This is a genomic window from Janthinobacterium sp. BHSEK (genome assembly GCF_056174685.1).
The window spans coordinates 60,717-79,230 of the sequence record NZ_JBWBYV010000030.1 but is presented as its reverse complement, the minus strand read 5'-3'; the positions used below and the strand labels follow the sequence as shown (position 1 = coordinate 79,230).

General features: G+C 64.8%; 20 protein-coding genes. 5 read left to right on the top strand and 15 right to left on the bottom strand.

The window, feature by feature from the left end; all coding sequences use genetic code 11:
- Positions 1-11 precede the first annotated feature (11 nt).
- From AC0V2Y_RS11890 to AC0V2Y_RS11865, 6 genes are all read right to left on the bottom strand, one after another.
- Positions 12-851: an HDOD domain-containing protein gene (locus tag AC0V2Y_RS11890; RefSeq protein ID WP_475415275.1), complete on the bottom strand. Its 840-nt coding sequence runs from the start codon at positions 849-851 to the stop codon at positions 12-14.
- Positions 848-1,180 carry a hypothetical protein gene (locus tag AC0V2Y_RS11885; protein WP_475415274.1) on the bottom strand — a complete coding sequence of 111 codons (333 nt, stop codon included), beginning with the start codon at positions 1,178-1,180 and terminating at the stop codon, positions 848-850. The genes AC0V2Y_RS11890 and AC0V2Y_RS11885 overlap by 4 nt, the downstream gene beginning before the upstream one ends.
- 8 nt (positions 1,181-1,188) lie before the next feature.
- Entirely contained in the window at positions 1,189-2,052 is an 864-nt protein-coding gene (locus AC0V2Y_RS11880; protein ID WP_475415273.1) for a response regulator, read from the bottom strand.
- Positions 2,053-2,188: 136 nt separating this feature from the next.
- Positions 2,189-2,647 (bottom strand): hypothetical protein, encoded by a 459-nt coding sequence (locus AC0V2Y_RS11875; RefSeq protein WP_475415272.1) that lies wholly within the window; start codon positions 2,645-2,647, stop codon positions 2,189-2,191.
- Between the two features lie 87 nt (positions 2,648-2,734).
- The gene (locus tag AC0V2Y_RS11870) at positions 2,735-3,988 is read right to left on the bottom strand and encodes a DEAD/DEAH box helicase (RefSeq protein ID WP_475415271.1); all 1,254 of its coding nucleotides are present in this window, start codon (positions 3,986-3,988) and stop codon (positions 2,735-2,737) included.
- 79 nt (positions 3,989-4,067) lie between these two features.
- On the bottom strand, positions 4,068-5,126 hold the full coding sequence (locus AC0V2Y_RS11865; protein WP_475415270.1) for an Lnb N-terminal periplasmic domain-containing protein: 1,059 nt from the start codon (positions 5,124-5,126) through the stop codon (positions 4,068-4,070).
- A gap of 184 nt (positions 5,127-5,310) precedes the next feature.
- Here AC0V2Y_RS11865 and AC0V2Y_RS11860 point away from each other — a divergent pair, with 184 nt between their 5' ends.
- Together AC0V2Y_RS11860 and AC0V2Y_RS11855 are read left to right on the top strand one after the other, a co-directional pair.
- Positions 5,311-6,015 (top strand): hypothetical protein, encoded by a 705-nt coding sequence (locus AC0V2Y_RS11860; RefSeq protein ID WP_475415269.1) that lies wholly within the window; start codon positions 5,311-5,313, stop codon positions 6,013-6,015.
- Between the two features lie 7 nt (positions 6,016-6,022).
- On the top strand, positions 6,023-6,412 hold the full coding sequence (locus tag AC0V2Y_RS11855; RefSeq protein WP_475415268.1) for a glyoxalase superfamily protein: 390 nt from the start codon (positions 6,023-6,025) through the stop codon (positions 6,410-6,412).
- A gap of 2 nt (positions 6,413-6,414) precedes the next feature.
- On the opposite strand, the gene AC0V2Y_RS11850 is transcribed toward AC0V2Y_RS11855, so the two are convergent.
- Positions 6,415-7,584 carry a mandelate racemase/muconate lactonizing enzyme family protein gene (locus AC0V2Y_RS11850; protein ID WP_475415267.1) on the bottom strand — a complete coding sequence of 390 codons (1,170 nt, stop codon included), beginning with the start codon at positions 7,582-7,584 and terminating at the stop codon, positions 6,415-6,417.
- A gap of 104 nt (positions 7,585-7,688) precedes the next feature.
- Here AC0V2Y_RS11850 and AC0V2Y_RS11845 point away from each other — a divergent pair, with 104 nt between their 5' ends.
- Both AC0V2Y_RS11845 and motA read left to right on the top strand, forming a co-directional pair.
- Positions 7,689-8,648 carry a LysR family transcriptional regulator gene (locus AC0V2Y_RS11845; protein WP_475415266.1) on the top strand — a complete coding sequence of 320 codons (960 nt, stop codon included), beginning with the start codon at positions 7,689-7,691 and terminating at the stop codon, positions 8,646-8,648.
- Between the two features lie 3 nt (positions 8,649-8,651).
- Positions 8,652-9,515, top strand: a complete 864-nt coding sequence (gene motA / locus AC0V2Y_RS11840) for a flagellar motor stator protein MotA (RefSeq protein WP_230540519.1) — start codon at positions 8,652-8,654, stop codon at positions 9,513-9,515.
- 30 nt (positions 9,516-9,545) lie between these two features.
- Here the strand turns inward: motA and AC0V2Y_RS11835 are convergent, their stop codons facing one another.
- The 5 genes from AC0V2Y_RS11835 to AC0V2Y_RS11815 all read right to left on the bottom strand — a co-directional run bounded on the left by AC0V2Y_RS11835 (position 9,546) and on the right by AC0V2Y_RS11815 (position 15,362).
- Positions 9,546-11,012 (bottom strand): aminotransferase-like domain-containing protein, encoded by a 1,467-nt coding sequence (locus AC0V2Y_RS11835; RefSeq protein WP_475415265.1) that lies wholly within the window; start codon positions 11,010-11,012, stop codon positions 9,546-9,548.
- A gap of 9 nt (positions 11,013-11,021) precedes the next feature.
- Entirely contained in the window at positions 11,022-11,567 is a 546-nt protein-coding gene (locus tag AC0V2Y_RS11830; protein ID WP_475415345.1) for a LysE family translocator, read from the bottom strand.
- Positions 11,568-11,733: 166 nt separating this feature from the next.
- A complete protein-coding gene (locus AC0V2Y_RS11825; protein WP_475415264.1) occupies positions 11,734-12,912 on the bottom strand; it encodes a DUF7832 domain-containing protein in 1,179 nt (392 codons plus the stop codon).
- 93 nt (positions 12,913-13,005) lie between these two features.
- Positions 13,006-14,823, bottom strand: a complete 1,818-nt coding sequence (locus tag AC0V2Y_RS11820; protein WP_475415348.1) for a DUF4153 domain-containing protein — start codon at positions 14,821-14,823, stop codon at positions 13,006-13,008.
- Between the two features lie 101 nt (positions 14,824-14,924).
- A complete protein-coding gene (locus AC0V2Y_RS11815) occupies positions 14,925-15,362 on the bottom strand; it encodes a hypothetical protein (protein WP_475415263.1) in 438 nt (145 codons plus the stop codon).
- Between the two features lie 81 nt (positions 15,363-15,443).
- Between AC0V2Y_RS11815 and AC0V2Y_RS11810 the strand changes: the two genes are divergently transcribed.
- Complete coding sequence (locus AC0V2Y_RS11810; protein WP_475415344.1) at positions 15,444-15,827, top strand: MerR family transcriptional regulator; 384 nt, start codon at positions 15,444-15,446, stop codon at positions 15,825-15,827.
- Positions 15,828-15,937: 110 nt separating this feature from the next.
- On the opposite strand, the gene AC0V2Y_RS11805 is transcribed toward AC0V2Y_RS11810, so the two are convergent.
- From AC0V2Y_RS11805 to AC0V2Y_RS11795, 3 genes are all read right to left on the bottom strand, one after another.
- Complete coding sequence (locus tag AC0V2Y_RS11805) at positions 15,938-16,576, bottom strand: choice-of-anchor C family protein (protein ID WP_475415262.1); 639 nt, start codon at positions 16,574-16,576, stop codon at positions 15,938-15,940.
- Between the two features lie 131 nt (positions 16,577-16,707).
- Complete coding sequence (gene rraA, locus AC0V2Y_RS11800; RefSeq protein ID WP_475415261.1) at positions 16,708-17,202, bottom strand: ribonuclease E activity regulator RraA; 495 nt, start codon at positions 17,200-17,202, stop codon at positions 16,708-16,710.
- A 32-nt stretch (positions 17,203-17,234) separates the two neighbouring features.
- Positions 17,235-18,485 carry an MFS transporter gene (locus AC0V2Y_RS11795; protein ID WP_475415260.1) on the bottom strand — a complete coding sequence of 417 codons (1,251 nt, stop codon included), beginning with the start codon at positions 18,483-18,485 and terminating at the stop codon, positions 17,235-17,237.
- Between the last annotated feature and the right edge of the window lie 29 nt (positions 18,486-18,514).

The window sequence follows — 18,514 nt, the reverse complement described above, 5'->3', positions numbered from 1 at the left end:
CTTTGTCCTGTTCATGCCAGCATGATCCGCGACATTTCATCGAAGGTGTGTTCCGTTTGCGCCAGCAGCGCCAGCCAGGCCTGCTCGTCCAGGGCGATGCTGCGCCAGCCCGCCGGCGACAGCGGCGGCACCAGCGCATCGTCGACGCCGGCCAGGTCGAGCGCCAGGGCGACGGCATTGGCCATGTGCACGGCCAGCGGCAAGCCGCCCGCTTCCAGCCGTTCGATGGCATGGTGGTCAGCCACCGCCTGCTGTATCGTCTCGGGAAACTTCCAGTAGGCGGCCAGGGCACTGCCCACCTGCGCGTGATCGATGCCGATGACGGCCAATTCCGCCTCGGCCATCTGGCAGTCGTGCGCCTGGCGGTGGCTGCGCACGAGCGCGTGCTCGGCCGGGAAGCGCGTCACCAGCACCAGGGTGCCCAGGTCGTGCAGCAGGCCGGCCGTGAATGCCGTTTCGGGATTGACGCGCAAGTGCGGCGCCAGCAGGCGCGCGGCGATGGCCGTGGCCAGCGAGTGGCGCCAGAACGCCTGGAAATCGAAGCCGCCGCTGACGGGCGCGAAGCTGCCCGTCAGAGCGCAGGCCGTGACGACGGTGCGGATGCTGTGAAAGCCCAGCACGGAAACGGCTTGCGGAATGCTGGTGACCTTCGATTGCATGCCGTAGAACGAGGAATTGGCGATGCGCAGGGTCTTCGCCGCCAGCCCCTGGTCCAGCTCGATCTTTTGCGCCAGCACGTGCACGTCCGTGTCGTCCTGGTCCATGCTCGACAGCAGTTCCAGCACCACCACGGGCAGCGAGGGCAGCTCCTGTATCTGGCGGATGATGTGTTCAAAACTGAGCCGTGTCATGCCCCGCTCCCTTGCCGGTAGCGCCGCAGCAGCGCCAGCAGTTCCGCCCCGGCGGAATCGGGCGGCGTGGCGCGGAACAGCACGGCCAGCCGTTCCAGGCGGCGAGCCCGCTCCTGCTCGGCATGCGCCTGCGCGGCGGGGTCGGGCTCCTCTGCCATGACGACGTGGCAGCGCTCCACGTTACGCCGGCGCAAGGCCGTCAGGTTCGCCGCCGTCAGGGTGGCGCCCTGAGCCAGCAGCACGGCGCCGCTGGCGTCGCTCAGCGCCAGCGCCAGCACCATGCCTTCCTGCGCCTGCTCGATGGAAATCTCGCGTCCGCTCTCACTCACGCTTCCACTCATGTATCCGCTCCATGACGGCTCAATGTGACCAGGCTGCCGCGCGAGCGCGAATGCAGGCCCATGGGATGAACGGCGACGGCATACGGCTGGCCGTCGATGGCGGCCAGGCGGGGCGCGCCCTGCCCGTCGAACAGCTGCGGCAAGACGACCGCCGCCTCGTTGCCCAGCAGGGCCGCGCCCCGCTCGAACAGGCTGGCCGCCGCCGCGTTGATGAAGGCGATCATGCCGTCCTCATCGAGCCCGATCACGGGCAAGGGTAAGAATTGCAGCAATTCGCGCGCGATGCCCAGGCTGACCTCGTCGCGGCTGATCTGGTGCTGCTGCTGGCGCACCAGCGCCTGCATGGCGGCATTGGCTGCCGCCAGCGCCTGGTTGGCGTCGCGCAGCTGCGCATTCAGGCGCACATTGTCGTCATCGATGCCCTTCAGGCGGAACGCTTCGGCGATATGCTCGCGCAGCTGATGGTCTTCCCAGGGCTTGGTGAGGAACTTGAAGATGGCGCCCTCGTTGACGGCGTCCGTGACGGCCTGCAATTCGGTATAGCCCGACAGCATGATGCGGATGGTTTGCGGGCACAGCAGCTTGGCCTTGCGCAGGAAGTCGGCGCCCAGCATGCCGGGCATGCGCTGGTCCGACACGATCACGTCAACGGCATGGCTGGCCAGCACGTCCAGCCCTTCCTGGCCGCTGCCGGCCGTCAGGATGTGGTAGGCATCGCGCCGCAGCAGGCGCTTGAGGGAGGCGAGGATATTCGGCTCGTCATCGACCAGCAGCAAGGTGCGCGGCGGCGCAGCCCGCTGCCCGGCATCCGCCGTCAGCACCGCGCTACCCGGCACACCTTGCTCGTCGTGCACATCCATCGGACCATCCTCTCATCGCCACGGCGATATCGGAGCTTGCCTGGAGGGGGAATCCGCCGCGCAAGCCAGTCTTGCGAGTCTTGCGCGGCAGCCAGCCTGCGTTGAAATTATACGACTAAATATTCCTTCATTGCACTTATCCGCGCCGTGCCGGACACGGCGTGTCGCGGTAGAACACAAAGCCGCCCAGGCCGATGGCCCGGGTGTCGGCTTTCACGCCATATACCAGCGTATTCTTGTCCGCCTCGATGCGCAGCAGATTCTGGTGCTGCACGATTTGCGCGTGGGACAGCTCCAGCGAGGGCGTCGGCGCCAATGCCAGACGCAATTCGGACGTGGCCGCGTCATACGTCCAGCGGCCCGGGTTATAGAAGGCGAAGCCGCCGTCGAAACGCAGGCTGCCATCCTTGAACTGGGTCAGGCAAATGCCGGGAAATTCGCTGGGCGGGTTGTACCAGGTGGCGGCCACGGCCGCATCGGCCGGCGTCTTGCCCGGCATCTGCATGCCGGTGCTGCCGCTGTTGCCGCCCATGCCGGCGCAACCGGCCAGCGCCAGCGCGCCGGCCAAAGCGCCCGCGCGTTTGATGAATGTCATGTGCATTCCCGTCCCCTTGCTTTATAGAAACACAATCTTAGTCCGGGAAACGTGGCCGTTCAAGCGGCTAGCGCACATAAGGCGAATTTAATTACCTGCGGCCGCCTTGGCAGCCGCTTCGCGCAATTTGTCCTTCTTGCTCTTGCGCGCGCCCTTCACGCCGCCGTTCACCGCATCGGTAACGGGGTTCACCGGCGCGGGCAGTTCCGTCGGCTCGAAACCGGCCACCACTTCGCGCACGATGCGCAAGTCGTTGCGGTTTTCGATCAGGCGGAAATGCGCTTCCGTGTCGGCCGTGACGAAACTGATGGCCGTGCCGCTTTCGCCGGCGCGGCCCGTGCGGCCGATGCGGTGCGTGTAGTCGACGGCAGAACGGGGCAAGTCGTAGTTGACGACGGCCGGCAGGCCGGCGATGTCGATGCCGCGCGCGGCCACGTCGGTGGCCACCAGCACCTGCAGCCGGCACGCCTTGAAGTCGGCCAGCAGCTGGCTGCGCGTGCCCTGGCTGAATTCGCCGTGGAAGGCGCCCACGTGCAGGCCCGCGCGCTGCAGCTTGTCGGCCACGTGTTCGGCCGCATATTTAGTGGCGACGAACACCAGCACGCGCTCCCACTGCTGCTGCAGGATCAGGTAGCGCAGCAGCTGCGTGCGGCGCGGCACGTCGACCGTGATGGCGCGCTGCACGATGTCGGGCTTGTCCTGCGGTTCGGACGCCACTTCGATGCGCACGGGGTCCGTGAGCAGGCTGTCGGCCAGCGCCTGCACGCTGTCGGGGAAGGTGGCGGAAAAGAACAGGTTTTGCCGCTGCTTGGGCAGCAGCGCCAGGATGGCGTTGATTTCTTCGCTGAAACCCATGTCGAGCAGACGGTCCGCCTCGTCGAGCACGCACAGCGACACGCCGCCCAGCTTCACGGCATTTTGCCGCACCAGGTCGAGCAAACGGCCCGGTGTAGCGACGACGATATCGGCGCCGCCGCGCAAGTCCATCATCTGCGGATTGATCGACACGCCGCCGAACAGCACGGAAATCTTCAGTTTGACGGGCAGCGGCTTGGCCAGCGCATGCACCGTCTGCCCCACCTGCGCCGCCAGCTCGCGCGTGGGCACGAGGATCAGCGTGCGCACCTGGCGCGGGCCGGAAGCGGGCGCCATCAGCGCCTGCAGCAGCGGCAGCGCATAGGCGGCCGTCTTGCCGGAGCCCGTCTGCGCCGCGCCCAGCACGTCGCTGCCGCGCAGGATGGCTGGAATGGCGGCCGCCTGGATGGCCGTCGGCGCGGCATAGCCGGCCTTGTCGACGGCGCGGACCAGGGCGGGAATCAGACCCAGGGAGGAAAATGGCATAGCGGGCCTTCTTTATTCGGAAAGTGGGACCGGCCGCGAAAGGCGGCCGGTCGGAATAGCGACAGTATAAAGCAGGCGCTTACTGCCTGGGCATTTGCAGCTTCGGATGGCCCGTTTCATCATAGCCCGGCATGCCGCGCCGGATCGCGTGCGAAAAGTCCGCGTCGTCGTTGGCGGCCCGCGCGCGCGCCGTAACGTGGCCGCCATCGCGCAGCTGCTGGAAGGTCTGGCCGGGCACCAGGCCCTTGACGTCGAACAGATAACGGTCGAGGTAGCCCGAGGCCATCAGCCGGTAATCGAGCGGCAGGCCCGGCACGATGCGGCGCACCATCTCGAAGACGATGGTGGTGCAGTTGGCCGTCAGGGTGTTGTAGAACTGCGGCTTGTTTTTCAGCGCCTGCGCCTCGTCCAGGTAGGCGAGGAACAGCGAACGCATGGCCGATTTCGGCATCATCACGCGGTACAGATGCATGTCCTCGCCGCGCGCATTCGTGCGCACGCGCAGGATGTCGCGCTCGTCGGCGGCGATCAGGCTCATCTCGAAATGCTTGAAGAAGCCGCCGATGGCGGAAAAGCTCTCGCCCTGTTCCTTGCGGATCTCGATGGAAAACGTCAAAAAGCGGCCGTCGGCGAAGCCGAAGGAAATGAGGGTGTGCGCGATGTAGGGCCCCGTCCAGTACGACAGGGCCGTGTCCACCGTGCGCAGTTCGCCGAGGTCGTAGCTGCGTTGCTCCCACTTGACCGTGTAATCGTCATCGCTGCGCCAGTCGAAATTGCGCACATTCTCCACGGTGACCAGATTGCCCTTGACGGTGCCCGTCACATTGCGCGCCACGTCATCGGCCCACGCGCGCTGCTGTTTCGGCGCGATCAGGCTCCACCACACGAGCAGCAGGATGAAACCGGCCGCATATGGCAGCAGCACGCGCGCGTCGCCGCGCGTCCACCACAACGCGATGCTGGCCACGCCCAGCGCGGCCCACAGCAAGGCGCCGATGGCTTGCGCCGCCGTGCCGCCGGACAGCTGGTACCACAGCGCCAGCGCGCCCCACACGGCAGTCAACAGGAGAATCAGGGAAACGGCCATTTTGCCGACGGTGGCCAGCACGGAGCGGGCACGCAGTGATAAGAAAGTCATGCCGTGATTATAAGGGCAAGCGCAGGAAGAGGTGCGTCCGGGCAAGTACAGCTGCAACAGTCCCTGGCCGCAAAATCATTGCTTGCCTGCCAATTTATTTCATGAGAGCATGTTGCAAAAATAAAATGTATAGACAAGGCATGCCGTCACGGCAGCGCTGCCTTGCCGATTTCCGGAGACGCCTTTGCAAGCCCCTTCGCTGTACGCCCTCGCCGGCAGCCTCAATTCCCTGTTCATCGTCGTCAGCCTGTTCGGCCTGTGGTCGCAGCTGCAAAAAATCTGGCGGCGCAAGCGCGATGCCGGCATCGGTGCCGGCCAGACGACGGACATCCTGTCGATCAACCAGTTCACCGTCAGCTTCCTCGCGTATTGCGCCTTCTTCGTCTACGGCTATTCGATCACGCCGTTCAACCACTACATCGTCTGGCCCCGCCTGGTCGCCTCCTTGATCGCGCTGGCCATCCTGTATGAAATCGACCGCGACCGCCGCAGCCTGGCCTCGCGCCACGCGCTGCTGGCCTGCGCGCTGCTGCTGGGCGCGGGCGTGGCGGGCCTGGCCTTCGGCCCCACGTTCAGCGATGAAAAACGCGTGATCTCGCAAAGCCTGATCGTCGCCGTCACCGTGCTGCTGGCGCAGGGCTATGCGCACCAGATCCGCCTGATCTGGCGCTCGGGCAGGACGGGTGCCGTGTCCCTGAAAATGAGCCAGTTCATCCTGGCGATGGATGTCAGCACCATCATCTTCGCCTGCGTCATGGGCCTGTCGACGGGCTGGCCCCTGCTGCTGCTCGCCTGCGTCAGCGCCACGACCAAGCTGATCATCATGTGGCTGTTCCGCTGGGAAAAGACCAGTTCCGCCGCACGCATGAAGCGCCAGGTGCCGGCCTGAGGCTAGAATGGCGGCATCGCCACCTGTCGAAAGCACCGCCATGCATGCCGCCATCCCCATCCTGCGCATCTTTTCCGAAGAAAAGGCGCGCGAGTTCTACCTCGGTTTCCTCGGCTTTACCCTGGACTGGGAACATCGCTTCGAGCCCACGGCGCCGCTGTACCTGCAGGTGACGCGGGGCGAGCTCGTGCTGCACCTGTCCGAGCACTACGGCGACGCCACGCCGGGGTCGGCGCTGTTGATCCCCGTCGACGACGTCGCCGCCCTGCATGCGGAACTGCAGGCCAGGGATTATCCGTATGCGCGCCCCGGCATCCGCGACGAGGACTGGGGCCGCATCCTGGAAGTGGCGGACCCGTTCGGCAACCGGCTGCGCTTCTGGCAGCGCAGCGAGTAAGGTCATTGCCCGCTCAGCGCCCGCATTTCCGCATACAGGTTCGCCTTGCCCTCGAAGCCGATGCCGACCAGCTCCGGCATGGTGATGTGGCCGTTTTCGACGCGCACGCCGTCGGGGAAGCCGCCGAACGGCTGAAATAAATCCGGATACGATTCGTTGCCGCCCAGGCCCAGGCCCGCCGCGATATTCAAGGACATCTGGTGGCCGCCGTGCGGGATGCAGCGGCTGCGCGACCAGCCGTGCTGGTGCAGCATGTCCAGGGTGCGCAGGTATTCCACCAGGCCGTAGCTGAGGGCGCAGTCGAACTGCAGCCAGTCGCGGTCGGCGCGCATGCCGCCGTAGCGGATCAGGTTGCGCGCATCCTGCATGGAAAACAGGTTTTCGCCCGTCGCCATCGGCTTGTCGTAATAGCTGCGCAGGGTCGCTTGCAGCTCGAAGTCGAGCGGGTCGCCCGCCTCTTCGTACCAGAACAGGTCATATTCACGCAGCGCCTTGGCGTAGGCGATCGAGGTATCGAGATCGAAGCGGCCGTTCGCATCCACGCACAGCTTCTGCCCATCCTGCAGCACCTCCATGATGGCGTCGATGCGGCGCAAGTCCTCGTCCAGCGAGGCGCCGCCGATCTTTTTCTTGACCACCGTGTAGCCGCGGTCGACATAGCTGCGCATCTCGTCCTGCAGGGCGGACAGGCTCTGGCCCGGGTAGTAATAGCCGCCCGCCGCATACACGAAGACTTTTTTGTCGGCCACGCCCGTGCCGTGGCGCTCGGCCAGCAGCTGGAACAGCGGCTTGTTCTCGATCTTCGCCACGGCATCCCAGATGGCCATGTCGATGGTGCCGATGGCTACCGAGCGCTCGCCATGGCCGCCCGGCTTTTCATTGGTGTACATGCAATCCCACACCTTGTGCGGATCGAGGTTGGCGCCGTCGTCCGTGACGAGCGAAGCGGGGTCGGCATCGAGGATGCGGGGGATGAAACGCTCGCGCATCAGCATGCCCTGGCCGTAGCGGCCGTTCGAGTTGAAGCCGTAGCCGACGACGGGCTTACCGTCGCGCATCACATCCGTGACGACGGCCACCAGGCTCAAGGTCATCTTCGTGAAATCGATGTAGGCGTTGCGGATGGGGGAAGAAATGGGGATGGTCTTTTCGCGGATGTCGACGATTTTCATGCGGTTCTCCTGTGCTTGACTGGTGACACCAGCTTACCCGCGATACAAAGCCCTATAATCGACTTCAATTTAAAGCATTATTCACTTGAAGTGAAAGATGAACCATGAAAACGGATGCCACCACGGAAATGGCCTTCTTTGTGCTGCTGGCCAAGCTGGGCAGCCTGTCGGCCACGGCGCGCGAGCTGGGCATCACGCCGCCCGCCGTCAGCAAGCGATTGGTGCTGATGGAGCAGCGCCTGGGCGTGCGGCTGCTCAACCGCAGCACGCGCCGCATCAGCCTGACGGGCGACGGCGAAAGCTATCTGCAGCAGGCGCGGCAAATCCTCGACGACATCCGCGCCATGGAAGACTCCCTGGCCAGCGGCAGCGCGGAACCGCGCGGGCTGCTGCGCGTGAACGCCACCCTGGGCTTCGGGCGCACGGTGATCGCGCCCCTGCTGTCGCAATTCGCCCTGCGCCACCCGCAGCTGGAAGTGCAGCTGCAGCTGACGGACAGCCCCATCAACCTGGTCGAGCAGGCGTATGACCTGGGCATCCGCTTCGGCGACCTGCCCGACACGCGGCTGTCGGCGCGGCGCATCATGTCGAACCGGCGCTTCCTGTGCGCCTCGCCCGCCTACCTGCAGGCGCACGGCACGCCTCGGACACCCGACGACCTGGCGCAGCACCGCTGCATCGTGCACCGGCAGAATGACGACGCCTACGGCATCTGGCGTTTGAGCCGTGGCCGCGCTACCCACACGGTGAAAGTGCGCGGCACGGTGGCCAGCAACGACGGCGACGTGGTGCTGGGCTGGGCGCTGGACGGGCACGGCATCCTGCTGCGTTCGGAATGGGACCTGGCGCGCTACCTCGACAGCGGCCGCCTGCGCGTGGTGCTGCCCGACTACACGCTGGCGCCGGCCGACCTGTACGCCTATTACCCGAGCCGCCACCAGCTGCCCGCCAAAGTGCGCGCTTTTATCAATTTTCTCGGCCAGCAGTTGCAGCCGAAAGCGGCCACGGCGGCGGAATCGGGTTACACTACAATATTGCGATATGGCAATATTATGAAGGAGTAGGTTTTGCTAGTCATACTCGGATTTCTCGTCGTGCTGTTTTCCGTCTTCGGCGGCTTCGCCATGCAGGGGGGACACCTGGGCGCCCTGTTCCAGCCGCTGGAACTGCTGATGATCGGCGGCGCGGCGCTGGGCACCTTCTTTGTCGGCAACGACGCCAAGGCCATCCGCGCCACGTTCGCCGCCATTCCCACCCTGTTCCACGGTTCGCAATACACGAAGGCGCGCTACATGGAGCTGATGGGGCTGATGTATGAAATCCTCAGCAAGATCCGCAAGGAAGGCCTGATGTCGGTCGAGGACGATATCGACGACCCCTACCGCAGCCCCATCTTCGTGAAATACCCGTACACGCTCGGCGACGAGCACATCCTGGAATTCATCACCGATTATCTGCGCCTGATGGTGTCGGGCAATATGGACGCCTACCAGATCGAAAACCTGATGGATAACGAGATCGAGACGCACCATGAAGATGCGGAAATGCCGATCCAGACGATTTCGCAACTGGCCGACGCCATGCCCGCCTTCGGCATCGTGGCCGCCGTGATGGGCGTGGTGCACACGATGGCGTCCGTGGGCTTGCCGCCGGCCGAGCTGGGCGTGCTGATCGCACAGGCGCTGGTGGGCACCTTCATCGGCATCCTGCTGGCCTATGGCTTCATCGCCCCGCTGGCCAGCTTGCTGCGCCGCAAGCACCATGAAACGGCGAAGATGTACCAGTGCGTGAAAGTGACGTTGCTGGCCAGCCTGAACGGCTACGCCCCGGCGCTGGCCGTGGAATTCGGCCGCAAGGTCATTTCCGCCACGGAACGCCCCTCGTTCAGCGAACTGGAAAACCACGTGCGCCAGGTGCGCACGAAGAACTAGGCACGATGGCTGAGCCGCCCCGGCCGGTGCTCAGGACTGGCCTCCGATGCCGGCGGCGGCGCTGGCGCGGGCCAGGCTTGAGCGCGCGCCAGCCAGCGCGCGCAGGCGTTCTTCCAGGTAGGCGCTCACGCGCGGATGCTGGCTGAAGGCGACGTTGAAGCGGACGTGCCGGTCGGGCGTGTCGTTGGCCGAGAACGCCGCGCCGCGCATCAGCAGAATCTTGTTGCGGTAGGCATCCTGCACCAGCAAGTCCACGTCCAGCCCTTCGGGCATGGAGCCCCACAGGAAAATTCCCGCGTCGCCGGGCTGCTCGAACAGCACGCCGGCCGCGCTCAGTTGCCGCGTGCTGGCGTTGCGCGCCACCATGATCTTGCGTTGCAGCCGCTCCAGGTGCTTGCGCAGATTGCCGGCCTTGAGCACTTCCAGCAGCACGTATTCGTTCAGCGCAGGCAAGGTCATGATGGAATGGATCTTGGTACGCATCAAGGGCTTGAGCAGGGCCGGCGCCGCGGCCAGGTAGCCCATGCGCAGGGCCGGGCTCAGTGCCTTGCACAGGCTGGAATAGTAGATCACGCCGTCCAGTCCGGACAGCGATGCCAGCCGCGTGCTGTGACCCGGCTGGAAATGGCCGTGCACGTCGTCTTCGGCGATCAGGAAGCCGTACTGCTGCGCCATGATCAGCACCTTGTGCAGGTTGGCGGCGCTGCTGCTCCACCCGGTGGGATTGTGCAGCGCCGTCTGCATGAACAGCAGGCGCGGACGGTGCGCGCGGCAGGCCGCCTCCAGCTCGTCCAGGTCGAGGCCATCGGGACGGCGCCGGATGGGCACCAGGCGCACGCCGTCCTGGCGCAGCCTGCCGAACATCAGGAAGTATCCGGGGTCTTCCACCAGCACCGTATCGCCGGGCTGCAGGAAGGTGCGGCAGATCAGATCGATGGCATGGGTGCCGCCGAACGTGGTGAGGATGTGGCTGGCGTCCGCCGCGATGCCGATGCCGCGCAACAGCAGCGCGATCTGCTCGCGCAGTTCGGCCAGCCCTTGCGGCGGACAGCGCGAGGCCATGCCGGCCGTGCTGCGCGCCAGGCCGCGTTGCACGGCCGCCGCCGGCAGCGCGTCCTGCAGCCAGGTGGGCGGCAAGGCGCCGCTGCTGGCCAGCAGCACGCCCGGCCGCTGGTCGTTCACTTGCTGGCTCAGCCAGACCGGCTCCTGCTCCTGGCCCGCTTCCAGCGCCACCTCGTCGGGAACGGCGCGGCTGGCGTCGGCCGGCGCGCAGACGAAGAAGCCCGCCGTGCCGTGCGTATCGATGACGCCTGCGGCCACCAGCCTGTCATACGCCACCACCACGGTGTTGGTGCTCACCGCGAGCTGCGTGGCGAGCTGGCGGATCGACGGCAACCTGGTCCCGCCAGGCAGCACGCGCTGCGCGATCTGCTGGCGCAATGCGTCCTCGATCTGCTTGAACAGGGCGATGGGGGAGGAGCGGTCGATGGCGAACATGGCGCAAGTCTAGCGTAAAAACATCACGGCGAGGACCAGCAGGATGGCACCCATCGTCAGATTGAAGATGCGCTGGTTGCGCGGCGCCTTCAGCACGCTGCGGATCGACACGCCGAACAGCGCCCACATGGCGTTGCACGGCGTGCCCACCACGGTGCCGGTCACGGACACCAGCAGCGCACTGGCGAGCATGTTGCCGTGCGCAGGCATGAAGACCGACGCCATGGTGATCGCCTTGAGCCAGCTCTTCGGGTTCAGCGCCTGAAACAGCGCCGCCTGCGCAAACGACACGGCCTTCGGCGCGCTGCTTCCCGCCACCGAGGCGCCGGCCAGCTTCCAGGCCAAAAACATCAGGTACAGCGCGCCCGCGATCCGCAGCAGCTGCTGCGCCATCGGGTACGCAATGAACACGCTGCCCAGCCCCACACACATGAGCATGGTCTGTACAAAGATGCCGACCTGGATGCCGAGGATGACCGGCAGCGCCCCCCGATAGCCGAAATTGGCGCCGGTGGTGGCCAGCATGACGTTATTCGGCCCGGGCGTGGCGGACATTACAAAGCAATAGCTCATCAGGGGCAAGAGTTCGGTCATGGCAGGCAGTCGCAGCGTGGAGAAGGCCCCAGTCTAGAAGCGCGGCACGGCGGCGACAAGGCACAAGGCGGCGCGTACAGGCACATGCTGTATCAGCCGGACGACTGCTACAGCGGCGATACGAAAGTCAGGATTTTTGCGGCAACATCAGGCCGCTTTGAAACGCCAGCTTGATGTCGCTTTCGTTCGAGTAGGCGGAAGATGCCCACACCTCGCCTGCTTGAAGCCTGGTGAATGTCTGGATGATATTGCGCCGCCATGGGGATGGCCTGGAAGAAAAGTATCCAGTGAAAAAACGCTGCGCCTGTTCCTGCGTCCCGAAGCACAACAGGAATGACAAAGGGGTAGACGATGGATCGCAAATGGCGGGAAAACCACCGCCATGCGACGCAAGATGTTCAAGCGCCCGCGGACGATCGGCGAACAAGGAGAACAGCGGCAGCGCGCGTTCGGCAAGCAAGTGGCACATCTGCTCAATCGAGGAACGCGCCGTCGAACCCGCCACCTGCCAGATCATGGCGCTGGCATCTTTTTCGGATCGAAGCAGGCCGCCGAACAGAACGGCGCCATCGTAACCAGCTCCGCCGCCCTTCTCCGCAAGCCACTTCTTGAGAGCCTTGCTGGCGATGGAAAGGTCGACATTCATGCGCACATCGCTGCGGGAATTATAGCGCTCGGGCTCGAACGAGACCTCGAAAACGGTGTCCTTATCGGCAGCCATCTTCTTCCAGACGGTTCCTGCCTTGTTGGGCTTGAAGCCATGCGGCGCGAGCCATTTCCCCACTTCCTGGCAGGCATGAAGAAACTGGGTTTTGGGATCGCCCTGACGGTTGACGGGATCGGCCGACCACGCTTGCCATTGGCTGTAGCGCTGGTCGAGGAGGGGTTTCAGTAGATCGAATTTCTCCCAGGTATTCTCGACGTGATAGAGGCTGGGATACTCAAAGCCGTGCGCGGCGGCGTGACGGTTGAATACGTCACAATAGTCTTGCAGAAAGCTGCCATGCTGTTGGGCGAATGCCGACTTTTTATCGTAATAGTCAACGGCGAAAGCATTGCCCTGATCGTTGAGATCGTCCTCCCATAGCTTGCCATCGCAGGCATCGATCAGAAATTGAAGCCCGGTAATTTCCCGACTCGCCACACGCCTTAACTCCTCGTAAGAATCCGTGCGGTGGAAATCGCCCGTCATGTCCTGGTGCACCAGCCAGGCCAGGAACATGCCGATATGGATGCCGCCATTCTCTTCCGGCAAATCATCGGGATATTTTCCGCCAGAATGCCAATCAATCCTGTCATACGCCATTGTGCAAACCTATAAGAATATCGAAATAATCACCTTGAGCGACTCCAGCATCATGACCAGCGTGCTTGCCAACGGCCTGACCTGGATGGCCATTCAGGGACCCGGCGCCGTCTCCTCCGGGCAGCTGACCTCGTCCTCTGGCGTATATAAAGTCATCGGCACGCGCTGGCCGTCGACTTCCAGCTCGCGCACTTTCGGCGGCACCAGCTGGAATTCGCCCGCCTGCAGTTTTTCGCGCAGGGGCTTGCAGCGCAGGGCGTCCGTGGGGATTTGCCCGCGCGCGGTCCAGCTGCCATCGTCCTTTTCCGCCAGCAAGACGGATGAGGCGCGCGGGTCATTGCTGATCAGCAGCACGTCCTGCTTGCCATCGCCATCGAAATCGAGCAGGTAGGCGTCGCACTGGGGCCCTGCCCGCTTCAGGCAGGCGGGCAGGCGCCAGGCCGGGCTCACTTGCGTCCAGTCCTGGCGCAGGAAACTCTCCGGCAGCTTGGCCGTGGCCGGGCGCAGGGTCAGGTTGATCGACACGTCGCTCAGCGCGCCCGTCTCGTCGAGCCGGTTCTGGCGCTTGAGCATGGCCTCGGCGCGCGCCCGCACGATGGCCGCGTCGGTGCCCGTCGTGCGCTTGCTCAATTCCTGCAAGGCTGCCTGGCCATAGCGGGCCCCCTGGAAGCGCAGGTATTCGAAATCGAACTTATCCACGCCAATCTTGCCGCTGTCCAGGCGCGCCATCTGGCTGGCCACGGAAATGCGCGCCGGGTCGGCCAGCGGCGAGAACAGGGCGAACAGCACCAGCAGGGTGACAAAGGCGGTGGCCACGTTGACGTTGGCGATCAGGTGCAGCCAGTCGCCATACTTGCTGGCCGCCCAGGCATAGCCGGCGGCGTAGCAGGTGGCGATCAACAGGCAGGCGGCGGCGATCAGGCGGTCGGACGTCCAGCCATGCGACATCACGCGCAGGGTCAGCGCATAGATGGCGATGCCCACCACCCACGGCAGCAGCAGGCAGGCCAGGCGCGTGCCCAGGCGGATGCCGCGCGCCACGCCATGGCCCACTTCGCCATTCTGGAAGGCGGCATTGATCAGCACCACCAGCACGCCGGCCATGCCCAGCAGCACGGACGCCGCATGGCGCGTGGCCCACAAGCGCTCGAAGCCGATGAATGGCAGGGTCAGCAGGAAACCGGAGACGAGCACGGCGGCAATCGGCATCAGCCACGACAGCAGCACCAGCAGCAAGGTGCGGATGCCGCGCACGATGGACGGGCGCACGTCCGTGATGTGGATGGCGAACGAAAACGCGAAGCAGATGACGGGAATCACGAACCAGGCCTGGCCCAGCAGCTTTTTCAGGAAACTGAGCTTGATCAGCAGGAACAGCTGCCCGCCCAGCCACAGCACCAGCCACAGACCCAGCACGAACAGCAGGGAGAACAGCAGCTGGATGCCCAGCTTCCAGGCGATTTCAAAATAGGTGGGATAGCGCGCGATGCGCTGGCCATCCTGGGCGCTGGCCAGCACCAGCGCGTGGGCGATATACAAGCCCACCACGCAAAAACCGAACAGCTGGGCGGAAATCACGCGCAGCGGCGCGCCCGGCTTGTAGTTACCCCAGATGACGTGTTCCGCGCCCCGCGCCACATCGTGCCAGGCCAGCACGGCCAGCACGACGGCGGCGCCCGCCATCCACAGGCCGATGCGCTTCGCCGACATGTGGCCCAGGCTGGACACCAGCAGGATGGGCAGCAGCAAGCTGATCAACATCAAGGGCCCCAGCAGGTAGGCCTCCGTGGCGGGCCACACCTTGTCTTGCGCCGTGCTGTACAGCCAGTACAGCAGCAAGCCTTGCAGCAGGCCCGTCACCAGGCGCGTCACCGCGATGCGCGGCGCCACCACCGGATCGAGCAACGCCATGTTTTTTCCTGCGGCATCCTGCTGCATAATCATTCCCTTAGAGTCGTTCATTGCAGTCATTGTTGCACTGCGAGCACGGCCATTATTGCATTTCGTTATCGTCATCTCAACAGCGATTCGTGCGCGCGCCCTTCCCGCCCGACTCCGGCGCGGTGCAAGGGCAGGCTTTGCGCGAGGCCCCACGCCAGTTCCGGCACGAGGAACAGCCACAGCAGGGGCTGGCCCGTCTCCAGCAGCGCCCACGCCATCCAGGTGGAAAACAGGTAGCGGGCCGCCGCGTCATAGCGGCCGAAGCGCGGCTGCGGATCGAGCATGCGCAGCACCGACCAGACCATCACCACGCTGCCAAACAAACTGCCGATGAGCACATGAAACGGTTCGAAGGCGGGCAACGGCACGCCGCCCAGCGACACATTGAGGGCGCTCAAGTGCTCGCGCAGCAGCAAAAACGTCCACGGCGTGGCAAACGGGGCCGTCATGAGCACATCATAAATGGCGCTGGCGCGCACCACGCGGCGGAAGGCGGAAACGGACAACATGGGAACTCCTGTCTATGAAAAGCGCCCATGATCGAGCTTGGAGTACACTCCATGGTCAAGCATTTTATGAAAGAAAAAACCATGCAGATCGGCGAGATGGCGCAAGCGACGGGCTTGAGCCGCGATACCCTGCGCTTCTATGAAAAACGGGGCTTGCTGCGCGCGCGGCGCGGCGCGAATGGCTACCGCGATTATCCGCCCGAGGCGGCCGACTGGCTGCGCTACCTGCGCACGGCGCAGCAACTGGGCTTTACCCTGGCTGAAATCGAGGCCGACATGCCGCTGCTGGCGGCCGCCGGCGATCCCGCCACGGCGGACCTGCTGCGCGCGGCGCTGGCGCGCAAGCTGGGCGAAATCGATGCGCGCATCGATGGATTGACGCAGTTGCGCGGCGAACTGGTGCGGCGTATGGGGGCGGCAGCGGCGGCCTGTCCCTTGCGGGGAAATGCCGACGTCGTCCGCTAAATGACTGCCGTGGCTGCAGTTGCCGGGCGCGGCTTACGCGCACGGCCCCTGAAAAACAAAAACCGCCTGGGCATGGCCGCAGGCGGTTTTGACGTGGAGCAAAGCTGGAATTACTTGGCAGCCTTGCGGCGGCGCAGGAAACCCATCAGGCCCAGGCCGGCCAGCAGCATGGCGTAGGTTTCCGGTTCCGGCACGGCGCTCACGGACACGTTGTCGATGACGGCGCCCGAGTAGTTGTCGAATGGCGTGCCGGCCTTGGCGGCGCTGGCAAACGACAGGGTCGCCAGGCCCGTGGAAGCGGCCGTGAAGCTCAGGGTGTTGCTGTACAAGGTGTTCGAAGCGGCAGCCGTCGAGTAGAAATTGCCGGCCACGCCACCGAAATTGACGCTCACGCCCTGGCCAGCGGGGCCGCCCGGATTGCGCGCCATGTCAAAGCTCAGGTTATACGTCTGGCCGGCAACAACATTAAAATTTTGCGACAGGAAACCGGGACCTGGCGTACCCAGCATATCGATGCTGTAGCCATCGATGGCGTTATACGCATTGCGGATCAGGTCGACTGAACTGGCGCCCACGGTCCAGCCGGTGATGGCCGACGAACCGCTGTTGACGACCTGGAAGCCACTGGAAAACGTGGAACCGGGCGCGACCGTCTCGAAATTGCCGTTCGTGATCAGGTTGACGGGGCTGGCGCTGGCGGTGCCTGCGGCAAACAGGGCGACAACTGCTGCGATGGTGGCGATTTTCATGATCTGATTTCCTTGCCTTATTGACATTAAAGTTACCTTAAGTGAAATCATATCTCAGCCTTGATGAAAATCAAAGAACTTTGCAGAAATATATTGAATGTGGATAATTTGTAACGTTTTCAGGTGCGCCGTCAATCGAGTTGCTGCCGCGCCACCAGGACGCCGTCCGCATCGGCGTAGATCCAGTCGCCCGGATGCACGGCCACGCCGCTGAGCTGCACGCGCACGTCGCGCTGTCCCGCGCCCGTCTTGCCGCTCTTGCGCGGATGCGTGGCCAGGGCGCGCACGCCGATCTGGCAGACATTGATTTCCTCACTGTCGCGGATGCAGCCATCGACGACGATGCCGGCCCAGCCGTTGCTTTCGGCCAACACGCCCAGCTGGCCGCCCACCAGCGCGCGGCGCAGACTGCCGCCCCCATCGATCACCAGCACGCGGCCCTGGCCCGGCGTTTCCAGGGTGCTGCGCACGAGGGCATTGTCCTCGAACACTTGCAAGGTGGTGGCGGGACCGCTGAAACGCACGCGCTGGCCAAAGGCGCGGTACACGGGGGGCAACACGGCCAGGGTGCCCTCGTCGAGCATGGCCGCATAGTCGTCGCACAGGTCGGTGGTGGCAAAGTTCATGGGAACTCCTTTCGTGGCAGATGGCAACGATTCTATGCCTTTTGCAGCGCGGCGGCACGCGTTTTGCCGCCCACGCCCACGGCCGTGGCAATCGCCAGCGCCTGGAACAGGCCGATGAACACGAACAGCAGGGCCGGATGGCCGCCATCCATCAGCGCGCCAAAGAACAGGGGGCCGACGGCCAGGCCGCTGTCGAGGCCAGAATACACGACGCCATACACGCGCCCGGTGGCATTCTTCGGCGCTGCCGCGCGTATCATCAGGTCGCGCGACGGTCCCGCCACGCCCGACGTCAGGCCGATGGCGCCCATCAGTACCACCGCGCCCCAGGCCGGCACGACGGCCATGGACAGCAGCACGGCCAGCAGGGCGGCGGCGGAAAAGGCGATCGCCACGTTGCGGTCCGGCTGCTTGCTGCGCGCGCCCACCACGCCGCCGGCCAGCATGCCCACGGCCGAGGCCAGCATATAGGCCGTGTAGGCGCTGGTGGCCAGCGCCAGGCTCATGCCGTACAGCTTGACGAGGGCCACGCTGGCAAAGCTCTGGATGCCGCCCAGGGCGATGGCGGTGATGAAAAAGAAGGCAAAGCACATCCACACGGCCGGCAGGCGCAAGAAGTCCAGGGTGCCTTCGCCGCCGGCGATCTGGCCTGGCGCCGCCTTCCTGACCGGCTCGGGACGGATGGCGTGGCGGTTCAGGAACAGGATCAGCAGCACGCCGAACGGCAGCACGGCCGCGCACTGCAGCGCGATTCGCCAGTCGTAATGGGTGGCGACATACGTCATGAACAGCGGGGCCAGGGCCCAGCCGATGTTGCCGCTGATGCCATGCACGGAAAAGCCGTAGGCCACGCGGGCCGCCGAGACGCGCTGGTTGAGGATGGTATAGTCGGCCGGATGGAACACGCTGTTGCCCATGCCGGCCAGCATGGCGCCCAGCATCAGCGCCGCATAGCTGTGCGCGGTGGACAGGGCCAGCGCCGACACGCCCAGCAGGAAAATACCGGAAAACAGCACGGCGCGGGCGCCGAAGCGGTCGACGACGAAGCCGGCCAGCGCCTGCCCCACGCCCGAGATGATGAAGAACACCGTCATCAGCAGGCCCAGTTCTGCATACGACAGGCCGAATGCGGGTTTCAGCCAGACGAACAGGGCCGCGAGGATCAGGTGGTAGAAGTGCGACACGCCATGCGCCAGCCCCACCAGGGCGATGACGCGCGCATCGCTGCGCAAGGTGGGCGGTGACGGCGGTGGCAAGTCCCTTGCCGAGTTGGTTGTTATCATGTCATACCCTGTCTTATACTGGTGAAGCT